This window comes from Arthrobacter citreus, from assembly GCF_038405225.1.
In the GTDB taxonomy this organism is placed as follows: domain Bacteria; phylum Actinomycetota; class Actinomycetes; order Actinomycetales; family Micrococcaceae; genus Arthrobacter_B; species Arthrobacter_B citreus_A.
The window spans coordinates 619,648-634,140 of sequence record NZ_CP151657.1 but is presented as its reverse complement, the minus strand read 5'-3'; the positions used below and the strand labels follow the sequence as shown (position 1 = coordinate 634,140).

Annotated in this window: 11 protein-coding genes and 1 tRNA gene; 6 read left to right on the top strand and 6 right to left on the bottom strand. The window is 67.4% G+C overall.

Going from position 1 to position 14,493, the window contains the following annotated elements:
* Nucleotides 1-17: 17 nt before the first annotated feature.
* The 6 genes from rho to argS all read right to left on the bottom strand — a co-directional run bounded on the left by rho (nucleotide 18) and on the right by argS (nucleotide 9,147).
* The gene (rho, locus tag AAE021_RS02970) at nucleotides 18-2,231 is read right to left on the bottom strand and encodes a transcription termination factor Rho (RefSeq protein WP_342024181.1); all 2,214 of its coding nucleotides are present in this window, start codon (nucleotides 2,229-2,231) and stop codon (nucleotides 18-20) included.
* A 398-nt stretch (nucleotides 2,232-2,629) separates the two neighbouring features.
* Entirely contained in the window at nucleotides 2,630-3,607 is a 978-nt protein-coding gene (gene thrB / locus AAE021_RS02965) for a homoserine kinase (RefSeq protein ID WP_425362438.1), read from the bottom strand.
* Between the two features lie 6 nt (nucleotides 3,608-3,613).
* A complete protein-coding gene (thrC, locus tag AAE021_RS02960) occupies nucleotides 3,614-4,729 on the bottom strand; it encodes a threonine synthase (protein WP_342024180.1) in 1,116 nt (371 codons plus the stop codon).
* Nucleotides 4,730-4,733: 4 nt separating this feature from the next.
* Nucleotides 4,734-6,032: a homoserine dehydrogenase gene (locus AAE021_RS02955; RefSeq protein WP_342024179.1), complete on the bottom strand. Its 1,299-nt coding sequence runs from the start codon at nucleotides 6,030-6,032 to the stop codon at nucleotides 4,734-4,736.
* Nucleotides 6,033-6,039: 7 nt separating this feature from the next.
* A complete protein-coding gene (gene lysA / locus AAE021_RS02950) occupies nucleotides 6,040-7,494 on the bottom strand; it encodes a diaminopimelate decarboxylase (protein ID WP_342024178.1) in 1,455 nt (484 codons plus the stop codon).
* Nucleotides 7,495-7,497: 3 nt separating this feature from the next.
* Complete coding sequence (argS, locus tag AAE021_RS02945; RefSeq protein ID WP_342024177.1) at nucleotides 7,498-9,147, bottom strand: arginine--tRNA ligase; 1,650 nt, start codon at nucleotides 9,145-9,147, stop codon at nucleotides 7,498-7,500.
* Nucleotides 9,148-9,365: 218 nt separating this feature from the next.
* Between argS and AAE021_RS02940 the strand changes: the two genes are divergently transcribed.
* From AAE021_RS02940 to AAE021_RS02915, 6 genes are all read left to right on the top strand, one after another.
* A complete protein-coding gene (locus AAE021_RS02940) occupies nucleotides 9,366-9,848 on the top strand; it encodes an FMN-binding protein (RefSeq protein WP_342024176.1) in 483 nt (160 codons plus the stop codon).
* Nucleotides 9,849-9,859: 11 nt separating this feature from the next.
* Nucleotides 9,860-10,726, top strand: coding sequence for an FAD:protein FMN transferase (locus tag AAE021_RS02935; RefSeq protein ID WP_342024175.1), 867 nt, complete (start codon nucleotides 9,860-9,862; stop codon nucleotides 10,724-10,726).
* The gene (locus AAE021_RS02930) at nucleotides 10,723-12,270 is read left to right on the top strand and encodes an oxidoreductase (protein ID WP_342024174.1); all 1,548 of its coding nucleotides are present in this window, start codon (nucleotides 10,723-10,725) and stop codon (nucleotides 12,268-12,270) included. Before AAE021_RS02935 ends, AAE021_RS02930 begins: the two co-directional genes overlap by 4 nt.
* Nucleotides 12,271-12,421: 151 nt before the next feature.
* Nucleotides 12,422-12,497: transfer RNA gene (locus AAE021_RS02925), tRNA-Arg, on the top strand.
* Nucleotides 12,498-12,837: 340 nt separating this feature from the next.
* Complete coding sequence (locus AAE021_RS02920) at nucleotides 12,838-13,437, top strand: TetR/AcrR family transcriptional regulator (protein WP_342024173.1); 600 nt, start codon at nucleotides 12,838-12,840, stop codon at nucleotides 13,435-13,437.
* Complete coding sequence (locus AAE021_RS02915; RefSeq protein ID WP_342024171.1) at nucleotides 13,434-14,408, top strand: NADPH:quinone oxidoreductase family protein; 975 nt, start codon at nucleotides 13,434-13,436, stop codon at nucleotides 14,406-14,408. Before AAE021_RS02920 ends, AAE021_RS02915 begins: the two co-directional genes overlap by 4 nt.
* Nucleotides 14,409-14,493 lie beyond the last annotated feature (85 nt).

Sequence of the window (14,493 nt, the reverse complement as noted above, 5' to 3'; positions counted from 1 at the left end):
GCGGCTCGGTAAGGCAGCTAGTTGTCCTTGGTGCCCAGGGTGGTCTGCTGGACCTGCATCAGGAACTCAACGTTGGACTGCGTCTCACGGATCTTTCCGGTGAGCAGCTCCAGCGCCTGCTGGGTGTCCAGGCCGGAGAGCACGCGGCGCAGCTTCCACATGATCTTGACCTCGTCGGGCGAGAGCAGGTTCTCTTCGCGGCGGGTACCGGACGCGTTGACGTCCACGGCCGGGAAGATGCGCTTGTCCGCGAGGTTGCGGGACAGGCGCAGTTCCATGTTGCCGGTGCCCTTGAACTCCTCGAAGATGACCTCGTCCATCTTGGACCCGGTCTCCACCAGGGCCGTGGCCAGGATGGTGAGCGAGCCGCCGTTTTCGATGTTGCGGGCAGCACCGAAGAAACGCTTGGGCGGGTACAGCGCGGACGAGTCCACACCACCGGAGAGGATACGGCCCGACGCCGGAGCGGCCAGGTTGTAGGCACGGCCCAGGCGGGTCATGGAGTCCAGGAGGACAACGACGTCGTTCCCCATTTCCACGAGGCGCTTGGCACGCTCGATGGCCAGTTCGGCCACCGTGGTGTGGTCATCGGCGGGACGGTCGAAGGTGGAGGCAATAACCTCGCCCTTGACCGTGCGCTGCATGTCCGTGACTTCTTCGGGGCGCTCGTCCACGAGGACCATCATGAGGTGGACCTCAGGATTGTTGATCGTGATCGCGTTGGCAATGGCCTGCAGGATCAGCGTCTTGCCGGCCTTGGGCGGCGAGACGATGAGGCCGCGCTGGCCCTTGCCGATCGGAGCCACCAGGTCAATGACACGGGGGCCGATGACCTTGGCGGACGTCTCCAGGCGCAGGCGCTCGGAGGGGTACAGCGGAACCAGCTTGGAGAACTCCACGCGGTCCTTGTTGTCCTCGGCGGGCTTGCCGTTGACCGTGGTCAGGCGGACCAGCGCGTTGAACTTCTGGCGCTGGTTTCCGCCCTGGCTCTCGCCTTCGCGGGGTGCGCGGATGGCGCCGACAACGGCGTCGCCCTTGCGCAGGTTGTACTTCTTGACCTGGGCCAGGGACACGTAGACGTCGTTCGGTCCCGGCAGGTAACCCGAGGTGCGGACAAACGCGTAGTTCTCGAGGACGTCCAGGATGCCGGCTACGGGCAGCAGGACGTCATCTTCGGTGACCTCGACGTCGTCCACGTCCGGGTTCTGGTTGCGGTTGCGGCGGCGCTCGTTGCGGTCGCGGAACCGGTCATTGCGGTCGCTGCGGTCATTCCGGTCGCTGCGGTCATTGCGGTCGCCGCGGTCATTACGGTCGTTCCGGTTCCGGTTGCGGCGGTTGCGTCCGCGGCCGTTTTCTTCGCTGTCGTCGCGGTTGTTCTCGCGGTCGCCGCGGGTGTTGTCGCGGTTGTTCTCGCGGTCGCCGCGGGTGTTCTCGCGCCTGTTGTCGCGGTCGCGGTTGTTCTCGCGCTCGCTGCGGGTGTTCTCCCGGCTGCGGTCCTCGGACGGGCGCTCTGCCGTCCCGGACTCCGGCGCGTTCGACGGCGCGGACTCGGTGTTCTGCTCAACCTTGCCGTTCTGCTCGGCCTTGTTGTTCTGCTCTGCCTTGTTGTTCTGCTCTGCCTTATCCTGGCGGGCGTCGCGGTCCTGGCGTGCGTCGCGGTCCTGGCGTGCGTCGCGGCCGTTGTCGGAGGCTTCGCTGTCAGCACGGCGGCTGCGTGAACGGCGGTTGCCGCGCTCGCGCTGGTTGTCTTCGCGTGGGGTTTCCTCGCGGGGAGCATCGGCCTGGACGGCCGGTGTCTCGGCGGGGGCCTGAACTGGCGCTTCCGCGGCGGGTGTGGTGACGACTCCGTCACTGGCCGCGCGGCGGTTGCGGTTGCGGGTCCGGGCGGGACGCTCGGGAGCGGACTGCTCGGCGGCGGGTGCCTCAGCGGCGGCAACCGGAGCGGCTGCGCGCTCGGTGCCGGCCTTGGCTCCGTCACTCTGGGCAGCCTCGGTCTTCGCACCGCGAACCGGGCGGTCGGCAACTGCGCCGCCCCGCTGGTGGTTGGAGATTGCCGTTACGAGATCTCCCTTGCGCATGCGGGACCCGCCGGTGATGCCCAGCTGGCCGGCAAGCGCCTGCAGCTGCGCGAGCTTGAGGCCCGCAAGACCGGAGCTTTTTGAAGTGGCTTCGCCGTTTGTTCCGGCGTTAGCTGAGTCCACACCTGTTGTCAGGTCAGTGGTGTCTGTCACGAAGGATCCTTCCCCCTCGTCGGGCGGTCCGGCGCAGTGCCGGCCGCGGATGATTTGGCCCTGATCCCCCTATGGTCAGACATGGGGGTCAGGGTTCGCCTATTGCCGGTAAGAGCCGGGAATCGGCGAATCTACATAAGGTGCCTTTGGAAAGAAATCCACAGGAGTTTGGTCAGCTTCGCTGCCGAACTATGCGGCATTCAAGGGGACTGGCCGTTTCTTGGCAGTACCCGGAAGGCTGCACCGAGAATTGCATCTCCGCAGTTGAACAAGAGTTTCCGACACGGTGTTTGGACACTATGCCCTCGGCAACGAGTTTTCAACAATTCTTCAGGGCGGTCCAGAAACGGACGGCCTGGATGCGAAAGCACAACCTGGGTGCGGGGAACACAAGACGGTTAGTACCGCTGGTGCTCTTCCACTCTAGCACCATCTCGGTCCACACTCAGCCGCAGAACACGCCAAAATTCCGCGGTTCCCGCGGCCGCAAGATGCTCGGCGATCAGCTCTTCGGCCCGGCACGCCTGATCCACTCCGTGGGCCAGGGCCATGACGGTGGGACCGGCTCCCGAGATGACCGCAGCCAGCCCGCCGGCCCGCAGATGTGCCATCAGCGCGGCGCTGGCGCGCATGGCCGGTGCCCGGTACTCCTGGTGCAGGAAATCGACGGTGCCCGCCGGCAGGAGGGATGGCTCGGCGGCGAGGGCATGGATCAGCAGTGCCGCCCGGCCCGCGTTGGCCGCGGCCGCCGGATGCGGCACCTGTGCCGGAAGCAGTCCGCGGGCGCTTTCCGTGGACAACTCGTTGGCGGGAACCGCCGCCACGGGAATGATGTCCGGGTGCACGGGGGCGGAAACGGAACGGAAAACGCCGTCTTCCTCCCAGGAGATGGCCAGTCCCCCGGCCAGCGCTGGTGCAACGTTGTCCGGATGCCCCTCCAACCGGGAGCACAAGTCCAGCAGCCCTGCGGCGTCCAGCCGGTGTTCGGACGGCAGCAGGGCGTTGCCGGCCAGGACACCGGACACGATGGCCGAGGCTGAGGAGCCCAGGCCGCGACCGTGCGGAATCACGTTGTCCGCATCAAGGCTCAGGCCCTGCAGGGAATACCCGGCGGCCTCGACGGTCAGCCGGACCGTGCGGGCCACCAGGTGGGTCCCGTCGGTGGGCAGCGTCGCGGCGCCTTCGCCGCTCATGCGGACCACGGTTCCGGGCTCGCCGGAGGTCCGGACGCGCACGGTGTCGTACAGGCCCACCGCAAGCCCCAGGCTGTCAAAGCCCGGGCCGAGATTGGCGCTGGTGGCCGGGACCCGGACGGTCACGTCCTGGCCCGGCGCCACCATGGTGCGGGACGGTGCCGCGGAATCACTCACCTGCATGTCGGCCTAACCCGCGGCCTGTGCTTCCAGGCCCAGCGCTGCGGCAACGGATACGACGTCGAACTCCACCTTGGTGGGCTCCACGTCTGAACCGTCGGCGGTGCGCAGCGCCCACTGCGGGTCCTTCAACCCGTGGCCGGTGACCGTAATAACGATCCTCTTGCCGGCCGGGACGTCACCGGCGGCATGCTTTTTCAGCAGCCCGGCCACGCCTGCGGCGGAGGCTGGCTCCACAAAAACGCCCTCGCGGGAGGACAGCCAGCGGTGCGCCTCGAGGATTTCGGTGTCCGTGACGGCTTCGATGAGGCCGCCGGACTCATCGCGGGCTGCGATGGCCTGGTCCCAGGATGCGGGGTTGCCGATCCGGATGGCGGTGGCAATGGTGTCCGGGTCCGTCACCGGGTGGCCCTTCACCAGCGGCGATGCGCCTTCGGCTTGGAAGCCCCACATGGTGGGAGTCTTTGTGGCCACCGGTGCCAGTTCCTCGCCGGCGATGTTCGTGTAGGGAGCGGCGTATTCCTTGTAGCCCTTCCAGTATGCGGTGATGTTTCCGGCGTTCCCCACCGGCAGCAGGTGCAGGTCCGGGGCATCGCCAAGCGCGTCAACCACTTCGAAGGCTGCGGTCTTCTGGCCCTCGATGCGGGCGGGGTTCACTGAGTTCACCAGGAACACCGGGTAGGCCTCGGCCAGTTTGCGGGCCACGTCCAGGCAGTTGTCGAAGTTGCCGTTGACCTGCAGCAGCTCGGCGCCGTGGGCGATGGCCTGGCTGAGCTTTCCCATGGAGATCTTGCCGTCCGGCACCAGCACGGCGCAGGTGATGCCGGCCTGAGTTGCATACGCGGCGGCGGAGGCGGAGGTGTTGCCGGTGGACGCGCAGACCACGGCCTTGGCCCCGGATTCTACGGCGGCGGTCATGGCCATCGTCATGCCTCGGTCCTTGAAGGAGCCGGTGGGGTTCATGCCTTCGACCTTGAGGTACACCTCGCAGCCGGTGAGTTCGGACAGGGCCTTGGCCTTGACCAGGGGCGTGCCGCCCTCACCCAGGGTGATGATCTCGGTGCTGTCGGTAACGGGAAGACGGTTGGCGTATTCGCGGATGACGCCGCGCCATTGGTGAGCCACGGTATTAGACCCCTTCTACCCGCAGGACGGATGTGACGGAATTGATGACGTCCAGGCCCTTGATGGCCTCGACGGTTGCTGCCAGCGCGGCTTCGGACGCGCGGTGCGTGACAAAGCGCAGTTCCGCGGCTGTTCCGGCGCCGTCGCTGTGGATGGTTTGGCGCATGGTTTCGATGGAGACGCCGTTTTCGGCGAACACCCGGGCCACGGCGGCCAGCACGCCCGGCTGGTCGGTGACCTCCAGGCCAATGCTGTAGCTGGTGGTCACCTTCTCGAACGGCAGGGCCGGAACGTGTCCGGTGGGCGTCTCGGCGCCCAGCGGACCGCCAAGCACCAGCCGGCGGGCGGTGCTGACGACGTCGCCCATCACGGCGGAGGCGGTGGGCGCACCGCCCGCGCCCTGGCCGTAGAACATCAGCTCTCCGGCGTTTTCCGCCTCCACGAACACGGCGTTGAACGCGCCGTGGACCGCGGCCAGCGGATGGGTGCGCGGCAGCAGCGTCGGGTGCACGCGGACGCTGACGCCCGGTTCGCCGTCGTTCTCCAGCTTTTCCGCAATGGCCAGCAGCTTGATGACAAACCCGGCGTCTTTCGCGGCGGCTATGTCGCCGGCGGTGACCGCGGAGATTCCCTCGCAGGAAACGTTGGCCAGGTCAAAATTGGTGTGGAAGGCCAGCGACGCGAGGATGGCGCCCTTGGCGGCGGCGTCGTGGCCCTCGACGTCGGCGGTGGGATCGGCTTCGGCGTAGCCCAGGCGCTGGGCTTCGGCCAGGGCGTCGGCGAACTGCGCCCCGGTGGTGTCCATGGCGTCCAGGATGTAGTTGGTGGTGCCGTTGACGATTCCCAGCACGCGGGTAATGCGGTCACCCGAGAGGCTGTCCCGGATGGGGCGCAGGATCGGGATGGCTCCGGCCACGGCGGCTTCGTAGGCCAGCCGGACGCCGGCGGCGTCCGCCTTCTGGAACAGCGCGGCGCCGTCGGCGGCCAGCAGGGCCTTGTTGCCGGTGACCACCGACGCGCCGTGGCCGATGGCGTGGAGCATCAGCGTGCGGGCCGGTTCCATGCCACCCATCAGCTCAATGACGATGTCAGCGTTCTCCGCCAGCTTTTCGGCGTCGGTGGTGAACAGTTCCTTCGGCAGGTCAACGTCGCGGGGAGCGTCGGGGTTACGGACTGCGATGCCGGTCAGCTCCAGCCGGGCTCCGGTGCGCGAGGCCAGGTCTTCGGCGTCGTCGAGAAGGATCCGGGCAACCTGGGAGCCAACGTTTCCGCATCCCAGCAGGGCAACTTTCAGGGTCTTCATATGGTGCCTACTCCTCTGGCGTTTCGGGCTGGTGGGAGGCATAAACGTCCCGGGCCAGCAGATCGTCTTCGGTTTCGCCGCGGATAATCAGCCGGGCAGCGCCGTCCCGGACGGCGACGACGGGCGGCCGGGCAATGTAGTTGTAGTTGCTGGCCAGCGCCCAGCAGTACGCACCGGTGCCGGGAACGGCCAACAGATCGCCGTCGGAGGTGTCCGCCGGCAGGTAGACGTCCCGAACCACTATGTCCCCGCTCTCGCAGTGTTTGCCAACCACGCGCGACATAACCGCGTCATCTTCGGACGCACGCGATGCGAGCACGGCCGAATAATCGGCGTCGTAAAGCACCGGACGGGCGTTGTCGCTCATCCCGCCGTCCACCGAAACGTACCGGCGTTCGGAGGTTCCGCCGCCGTCAGTGTCCACGCGCACGGTTTTGATCGTTCCGGTGCGGTACAGGGTGAAGGTGGTGGGGCCGGCAATGGCGCGGCCGGGTTCGATGGAAATCCGCGGCACGGCCAGTCCAAGCTCCGCGCAGGTGGAGCCGACGACGGCGGCCATCGCCTTGGCAATCTCGGCCGGCGGGCGCGGGGCGTCGGCCTCGGTGTAGGCAATCCCGTAACCGCCGCCAAGGTCCAGCTCGGGCAGCTCGACGCCGTGCACCGCCTTGATCTCCGCCAGGAAACCCAGCAGCCGCTGCGCTGCGAGCTCAAAGCCCTCAGCCTCGAAGATCTGGGAGCCGATGTGGCAGTGCAGCCCGAGCAGGCGGATGCCTTCGTGTGCCAGGGCGGCAGCCACTGCGGTTTCCGCCGGCGACCTGTCCCCGGCTTCGGGGTCCGGTGCCATGGACAGCCCGAACTTCTGGTCCTCATGCGCGGTGGCAATGAACTCGTGGGTGGAGGCGTGCACGCCCGGGGTCAGCCGCAGCATGACGTTGGCCTGCTCGCCGCGCGATGCCGCCAGGGCGCCGAGCCGCTGGAGTTCGGCCAGGCTGTCCACGACAATCCGGCCCAGCCCCATGTCCAGGGCACGGGTCAGCTCCGCGTCCGACTTGTTGTTACCGTGCAGCCCCAAGGCCGCACCCGGAATGCCGGCCCGGCGGGCCACCGCCAGTTCCCCGCCGGAGCAGGTGTCCAGGCGCAGTCCCTCGGAGGCCACCCAGCGGGCCACTTCGGTGCACAGGAAGGCCTTACCGGCGTAGTAGACATCCACTCCCCCGCAGAGGTCGGCAAACGCGGCGTCGAAGGAATCCTTGAAGTCCCGGGCACGGGCCCGGAAGTCAGCCTCGGACACCACGAACAGCGGCGTGCCGAACTCCTTCGCCAGCGCGGAGACTGAAACACCGGCAATTTCCAGTTCGCCGCCGTCGTTCCGGGTCACGTCGCGCGCCCACATCTGCGGGCGCAGGGCATTCGCGTCCGCCGGGTAGCTGAGCCAGCCGGGGGCGAGGGGGGAAACAGTCATTGATTACATCCGTTCCGGAGCGGAAACTCCCAGCAGGTCCAGGCCGTTGGCCAGGACCGTCCGGGCGGCAAGGTTCAGCCACAGGCGCGTGCGGTTGACGTCGGTGATCTCCTCGTCGCCCTGGGGGGCGATGCGGCAGGCGTCGTACCAGCGGTGGTAGGTGCCGGCGATGACTTCCAGGTGCCGGGCCACGCGGTGCGGTTCGCGGAACGCGCTGGCCTGCGCGACGACGCCGGGGAACTGTCCCAGTGCGGCGAGCAGCTCGCCCTCGGTCGGGTGCGTCAGCAGGGACGCGTCAAATGCTGAGTCATCCACACCGGCGGCTTCGGCATTGCGGGCCAGGGCGTAGGTGCGGGCATGGGCGTACTGGACGTAGAACACCGGGTTCTCGTTGCTGCGCTTGGTCAGCAGGTCAAGGTCGACGTCGATGTTGGAGTCCGCGGAGAAGCGGGCCAGCGTGTAGCGGGCGGCGTCAACGCCCACCGCGTCCACCAGGTCCTCCAGGGTCACCACGGTGCCGGCACGCTTGGACATGCGCACGGGCTTGCCGTCCTTGACCAGGTTGACCATCTGGCCAATCAGCACCTCAACGCAGGCCGGGTCGTGGCCCAGCGCTGCGGCAGCGGCCTTCAGGCGGACAACGTAGCCGTGGTGGTCGGCGCCCAGCATGTAGAAGTTCAGGTCGAAGCCGCGGTCGCGCTTGTTCTGGATGTAGGCAATGTCACCGGCGATGTAGGCGGCCTTGCCGTCGGACTTGATGACCACGCGGTCCTTGTCGTCGCCGAACTCGGTGGAGTTCAGCCACCAGGCGCCGTCCTTCTCGTACAGGTTCTTGGAGCCCTTGAGCTGTTCCAGGAGCTTGTCCACCTGGCCGTTTTCGTGGAGGGAATCTTCGTGGAAGAAGACGTCGAAGTCCACGCCGAAGTTGTGCAGGGATTCCTTGATGTCCGTGAACATGAAGTCAACGCCCACCGCGCGGAAGCGTTCCTGCGCCTCGGCGTCGGGCAGCTCCATGATGTTCGGCTCCGCTGCCAGCACGCGGTTGGCGATGTCCTCGATGTAGGCGCCGGCGTAGCCGTCCTCGGGAGCGGCTTCGCCCTTCGCGGAGGCCAGCAGGGAACGGGCAAAACGGTCGATCTGCGCACCGTGGTCATTGAAGTAGTACTCGCGGGTCACCTCGGCGCCCTGCGATTCGAAGATCCGGGCCAGGGCGTCGCCGACGGCGGCCCAGCGGGTTCCACCCAGGTGGATCGGTCCGGTGGGGTTGGCCGAGACAAACTCGAGGTTGATCCGGGTTCCCTTGAGGATCTCCGAGGTGCCGTACTCCGGTCCGGCGTCGACAATCGTCTTGACCAGCTCGCCGGCGGCACCGGCGTCGAGGGTGATGTTCAGGAAGCCGGGACCGGCAATGTCCACCTTGGCCACGCCGTCGATTTTCTCGAGGCGGCCCTTGAGGATCTCCGCGAACTGGCGCGGGTTCATGCCGGCCTGCTTGGACAGCTGCAGGGCGATGTTGGTGGCCCAGTCACCGTGGTCCCGGTTCTTCGGCCGCTCCACGCGCACCTCCCGGGGCACGTCGATGCTGAAATCACCGGCATCGATGGCGTCTTGGAGGCAGGCAGTTACGGCGGAGGAAAGTTCTTCAGGAGTCACCGGTTAAGCATAGCCTCGTCTCACCTGCGGTTCCGCGAACTGTGACGTCCCCCGCGGCGTCCCCCACAGCGTCCCCCGCGCCGTCCGCGGTGCCGTCCGCTGTGCCGTCCCCCGCGCACCTGCTCACAGGCAGCGTTGCGCTGAATACGTTGTAATGGATAGGGACACCTCACCGGGCTTCCTCCGGTCTGCCTGCTGCCCCCATCTCCAGGAGAGAAATGAACCACACCCGCAAGACACTGCTGTTCACCGCCGCGTCCCTGACCCTGGCTTCCACCGCCTGCGCCGGACCGGCCGCCGATGAGGCACCCGCCGCGCAGGAGTCCTCCGCCGCGGCCACGGCTGCACCCCAGAGTGCCGCACCCCAAAGCGCCGCACCCCAGGACGGTGCCGCGGCCGGCGCCTACGCCGACGGCGAGTACTCGGCCCAGGGCAGCTACACCCCGCCGTCGAACCAGACCGAGGAGGTGGACGTCACGCTGACCCTCAAGGACAGCGTGGTCACGGAGCTTCAGGTCGAAACCTCCGGCAACCATCCCACCTCGAAGATGCACCAGCGCGACTTCACCTCCAAGGTGCAGGAGCAGGTGGTCGGCAAAAACCTCGACGAGCTGGACGTGGACAAGGTGGGCGGTTCATCCCTTACCAGTTCCGGTTTCAACAAGGCCCTGGACACCATCCGCTCCGAAGCCGCGAACTAAACTGCCGCGCCATGCCGGAGACGAGATTCGATGCCATCGGCACCGCGTGGACCATCACCACGGCTGAACCGCTTGCCGCACCGGTCCGGGCCGCCGTGGCGGACCTCGTTGAGGACTATGACCGCACTTATTCAAGGTTCCGCTCCGATTCGGTCATCACCGCACTGACCCGGGAGGCCGGAACCGTGGATCTGCCGCCCTCAGCGGCACCGCTGCTGTCCCTGTTCGACAGCCTGCACCGGTTATCCGGCGGGGCCGTTAATCCCCTGGTGGGGCATTCCCTGGAAAAGCTCGGGTACGACGCCGCCTATTCCTTTGCCGGCTCCGGGCCGGTGCCGGCACCGGACTGGGCCGCGGCCGTGTCCTGGGAAAGCACCGGCGGCAGGGTGCAGCTGAACACCACGATTCCGGCGACCCTGGACATCGGCGCCGCCGGCAAGGGCCAGCTGGTGGACCTGGTCTTCGAGCTGCTGCACTCCGCCGGTCACCGGGAGCTCACGGTGGACGCCGGTTCGGACCTGCGGCACGCAGGCGCTGCCAGCCTGCGGGTTGCGCTGGAGCATCCGTATGACACCACGCGGGCCATTGGCATTGTGCCGCTGCAGGACCGTGCAATGTGCGCGTCCGCGGGAAACCGGCGAACCTGGGGCGACGGACTGCACCATATCCTGGATGCCTCCACCGGCCGGCCGGTCCAGCGGGTGGCCGCCACCTGGGTGCTGGCCGCTGACGCCATGACGGCGGACGGGCTGGCCACCGCCTTATTTTTCACTGATCCTGCCCGGCTGGCCGAGGAATTCGCGTTTGACTACGTGCGGATGTTCTCGGACGGCCGGGCCACCTTCTCAGATGCCATGGCTGGAGTCCTGTTTTCATGAGTCTTTCCCTGCCCGCGCCGGTTACCCGCCGGCTGGACGCCTTCACCGGCCGCTGGACGATGTACCGGCTGACGGTGATCCTGCTGCTGGCCGTCACCGCCTGGTCATTTGTGCTTTCCTTCGCCGGGGCGCTCGCCTTCACCCCGTCCGAGCTGGCGGCAACCGCAGCCACCGCCGTCGTCTCCGCCCTTGTCGCCAGCCGCGTCATGGGGCTGCTTTTCCGCACCCGGCCGCAGACGGATTCTTCGCTCATCACCGGGCTGCTGCTCTATTTCCTGCTGTGGCCCAGCACCGAGGGATCCGCTCTGCTTACCGTGGCACTGGCCGCCGGTGCCGCCACCGTGTCCAAGTACCTGCTGGTTTGGCGCGGCCGGCACATCTTTAATCCCGCAGCCCTGGGTGCTGCGGTCCTGGCGCTGACCGGCCTGGGTGCCGCCGTGTGGTGGGTGGCGGCGCCGCTGATGCTCGTGGCCGTGCTCCCGGCGGCTGCGGTCATCCTGTACCGGAACCGGCTGCTGCCGATGGCCGCAGTGTTCCTGCTCGCCGCCGGCGTCATCATTACCGTGCGGATGGTGATGGCCGGGGAGGCCCTTCCGACGGCGCTGGGAATCCTACTTGCTTCCTACCCGGTGGTGTTTTTTGCCGGCTTCATGCTGTCCGAGCCGCTGACCCTGCCCCCGCGGCGCTGGCAGCGCCTGCTGGAGGCCGGCGTCGTCGGCGTCCTGTTCGCCGTGCCGCTGAGCGCCGGCCCGGTCTTCATGTCCCCCGAGCTGGCCCTGCTGGCCGGCAATGTGCTGGCCTTTGCCCTGGCTCCGCGCACGGGGATCCGGCTGCGGCTGCGGGAGAACCGCGCATTGACCCCCACCGCGCGCGAACTGGTGTTTGAACCGACCCGTCCGCTGCGTTTCCAGCCCGGCCAGTATGTGGAACTGAGCATCCCGCACGGCACGGCCGACGCGCGGGGAACCCGGCGGATCTTCAGCCTCACCACGGCTCCGCAGGATTCCGCCACGGTTGCCGTGGGGCTGCGGGCCGCCGAACCGGCAAGTTCGTTCAAGACCGCCCTGCTGAAGCTCAAGCCCGGCGCCGTGGTGTCCGCGACGTCAGTGGCCGGAGACTTCCTGCTTCCCCGGGACCGCACGGTCCCGCTGCTGCTGATCGCCTCCGGCGTGGGCATCACCCCCTTCATGAGCCAGCTGCGCTCGCTGGCTGCCGGTGGTGACGGGAGAGGTCCCGGGACTGTGGAGCGCGACGTCGTCCTCGTGTATGCCGCCGCTTCGGTGGATGAGCTGGCCTACGCGGCTGAACTGCACCGTTTGGGCATCCGTGTCCTGGTCTGCACGCCCACCGACCCGCAGATCAGCGGCTGGACGTATCTTGGCCCCGGCCTCCCGGACGCGGAAGCCCTGGCCTCCGCAGTGCCGGACATTTCGCGGCGCGCCGGATACGTTTCCGGATCCCCCGCCGCCGTGGCTGCCGCCCGTGCCGCGGTCCGCCGCGCCGGCGGCCGCCCGGTCCGGACGGATGCCTTCCTGGGCTACTGAGGGGCCCGAGGGCCTCTGGCCCGGGGGCCTCTGACCCGGGGGCGTCCACACCGCCCGTTCCGCGGCATGATCCGGGGACGTTTTCACACGGCGCGCCGGACCTGCTAAGCTTCTTGAGTCCCACAGGACCTGCCGGTTTACCGGCGTCCTTGCCCTCGTAGCTCAGGGGATAGAGCGGTTGCCTCCGGAGCAACAGGCCGTAGGTTCGAATCCTATCGAGGGCACCATATCAAGTGACAGCACCCCGGTCTTCGGACCGGGGTGTTTTCTTTTGCCCGGGCCCCGGCCGGCCCCACCATCGGTTCCCCCGTCAAAGCATTCGTCCCCGGGCAGCTTGACGCACCGATTGCAACGGGACGCTACCAGCACGCGCACCGCGGGGGGGGGGGCGGCAAGACACGGCAGGGTCATCCTTCCATACCGAAGCCGCGGGAATTCTTTCGCCAAACCCTTGCGGACATCGGGCATTGTGACGGTATGGTGATCCCTACATACCAACCGGTCGGTTCCCGGGTTCACCCGGCGGCATTCCGGCACGAGACTCCACGAGAAACACGGAACACCCGCATGAAGACCATGAACATCAAGGAAGAACTGGCCCGCGTTTCCGTGGAGCTCTTTTCCAGCCAAGGCTACGCCAGGACCAGCGTGCAGCAGATCGTCGATGCCGCCGGCGTCACCAAGGGCGCCCTGTACCACTACTTCAATTCCAAGGATGATCTGCTCTTCGACATCTACGACCGGATCCTCACCCTGCAGCACCACAACCTCACCGAAATCACGGCCCGCGGCCTGCCCGTGGAGCAGACCGTCCGGCTGGTCTGCGAAGACGTCATCGTCACCTCGATCGATTGGATTCGTGAAGGCACCGTATTCTTCCGGTCCCAGCACATGCTCAGTCCCGACCGGATGGAAGCCGTGAAGGACCGCCGCCGCCGCTACAACGAGGTCTTCGGCGCACTGATCGCCCGCGGCCGCGAAGAGGGCATCTTCCGCACCGACATCCCGACGGCCGTCCTCGTGGCCAACTTTTTCGCCAACCCGCACTACCTCTCGTTCTGGTACCAGCCCTCCGGGCCGCTGACGAAGCACCAGGTCGCGAAGCAACTGACTGATCTGTACCTTGCCGGCCTGCGGCCCGCCCTACCCGAAGGATCATCCGAATGAAAGCCTGGAACGTCACCACCCTCGCCGAACCGCGCGATGCCCTTCACCTGGCCGAACTGCCCGCACCCGAGGCCATGCCGGGCACGGTGGTGCTGGCCACCCGCGCCGTCGCCCTGAATTTCCCGGATGTGCTGCTCTGCCGCGGCCTGTACCAGGAAAAACCGGCGCTGCCCTTCATCCCGGGCATTGAGCTGTGCGGCACCGTTACGGCAATCGGCGACGGCGTCACGGGGATTTCGCTCGGTGACCGCGTGATTGCCTCGCATCTTGGCGTGATGGCCGAGCAGGTGCAGGTTCCCGCGGCAGCTGTCTTCCCGGCCCCGGAATCCCTGTCCGACGCCGAGGCCGCGGCCCTGTGCATCGGTTACCAGACCGGGTACTTCGGCCTTCACCGCCGGGCGCGGATCGCCCCCGGAGAGACACTGCTGGTGCATGCCGCCGCCGGCGGTGTTGGCACGGCGGCCGTGCAGCTGGGCAAGGCCGCCGGCGCCAGGGTGATCGGCGTGGTTGGCAATGAAGCCAAACGCCGGGTCGCCGAAGAGGCGGGCGCCGACATCGTGGTGAACCGCACCACCGAGGACTTCGTGGAGGTAGTCAACACGGCCACCGGGGGACGCGGCGCCGACGTCATCTACGATCCCGTGGGCGGAGAAACCTTTGACCGCTCCACCCGCTGCATCGCCTTCGAAGGCCGGATCGTGGTGGTTGGCTTTGCCGCCGGAACCCTGCAGAGCGCACGCATGAACCATGCGCTCGTCAAGAACTACTCCCTGCTGGGCCTGCACTGGGCGCTCTACACCAAGCGTGCGCCGGAACTGGTGAAAGAGGTTCACGAGCAACTCACTCTTTTGGCGGACAAGGGCCTGGTCCGTCCGCTGGTCACTGAAACCGTTCCGTTTGCCGAGGCGCCCGGAGCCGTGCAGCGCCTCGGCGATGGACTGACCGCAGGGCGGGTGGTGCTGGCCCTGTAGCCGCTGCGCCCGCCTGTTCGGCAGGACGTCCACGATTTCCGCAAAACAACGATTCACGAGCACCAGCACGGCAACCATTAACGAG

Coding starts and splice junctions, on each gene's coding strand:
- thrB (WP_425362438.1), bottom strand. CDS start 3,607: ATGCAGGTGAGTGATTCCGCGGCACCGTCCCGCACCATGGTGGCGCCG.
- AAE021_RS02955 (WP_342024179.1), bottom strand. CDS start 6,032: ATGAAGACCCTGAAAGTTGCCCTGCTGGGATGCGGAAACGTTGGCTCC.
- lysA (WP_342024178.1), bottom strand. CDS start 7,494: ATGACTGTTTCCCCCCTCGCCCCCGGCTGGCTCAGCTACCCGGCGGAC.
- AAE021_RS02940 (WP_342024176.1), top strand. CDS start 9,366: ATGAACCACACCCGCAAGACACTGCTGTTCACCGCCGCGTCCCTGACC.
- AAE021_RS02935 (WP_342024175.1), top strand. CDS start 9,860: ATGCCGGAGACGAGATTCGATGCCATCGGCACCGCGTGGACCATCACC.
- AAE021_RS02930 (WP_342024174.1), top strand. CDS start 10,723: ATGAGTCTTTCCCTGCCCGCGCCGGTTACCCGCCGGCTGGACGCCTTC.
- AAE021_RS02920 (WP_342024173.1), top strand. CDS start 12,838: ATGAAGACCATGAACATCAAGGAAGAACTGGCCCGCGTTTCCGTGGAG.
- AAE021_RS02915 (WP_342024171.1), top strand. CDS start 13,434: ATGAAAGCCTGGAACGTCACCACCCTCGCCGAACCGCGCGATGCCCTT.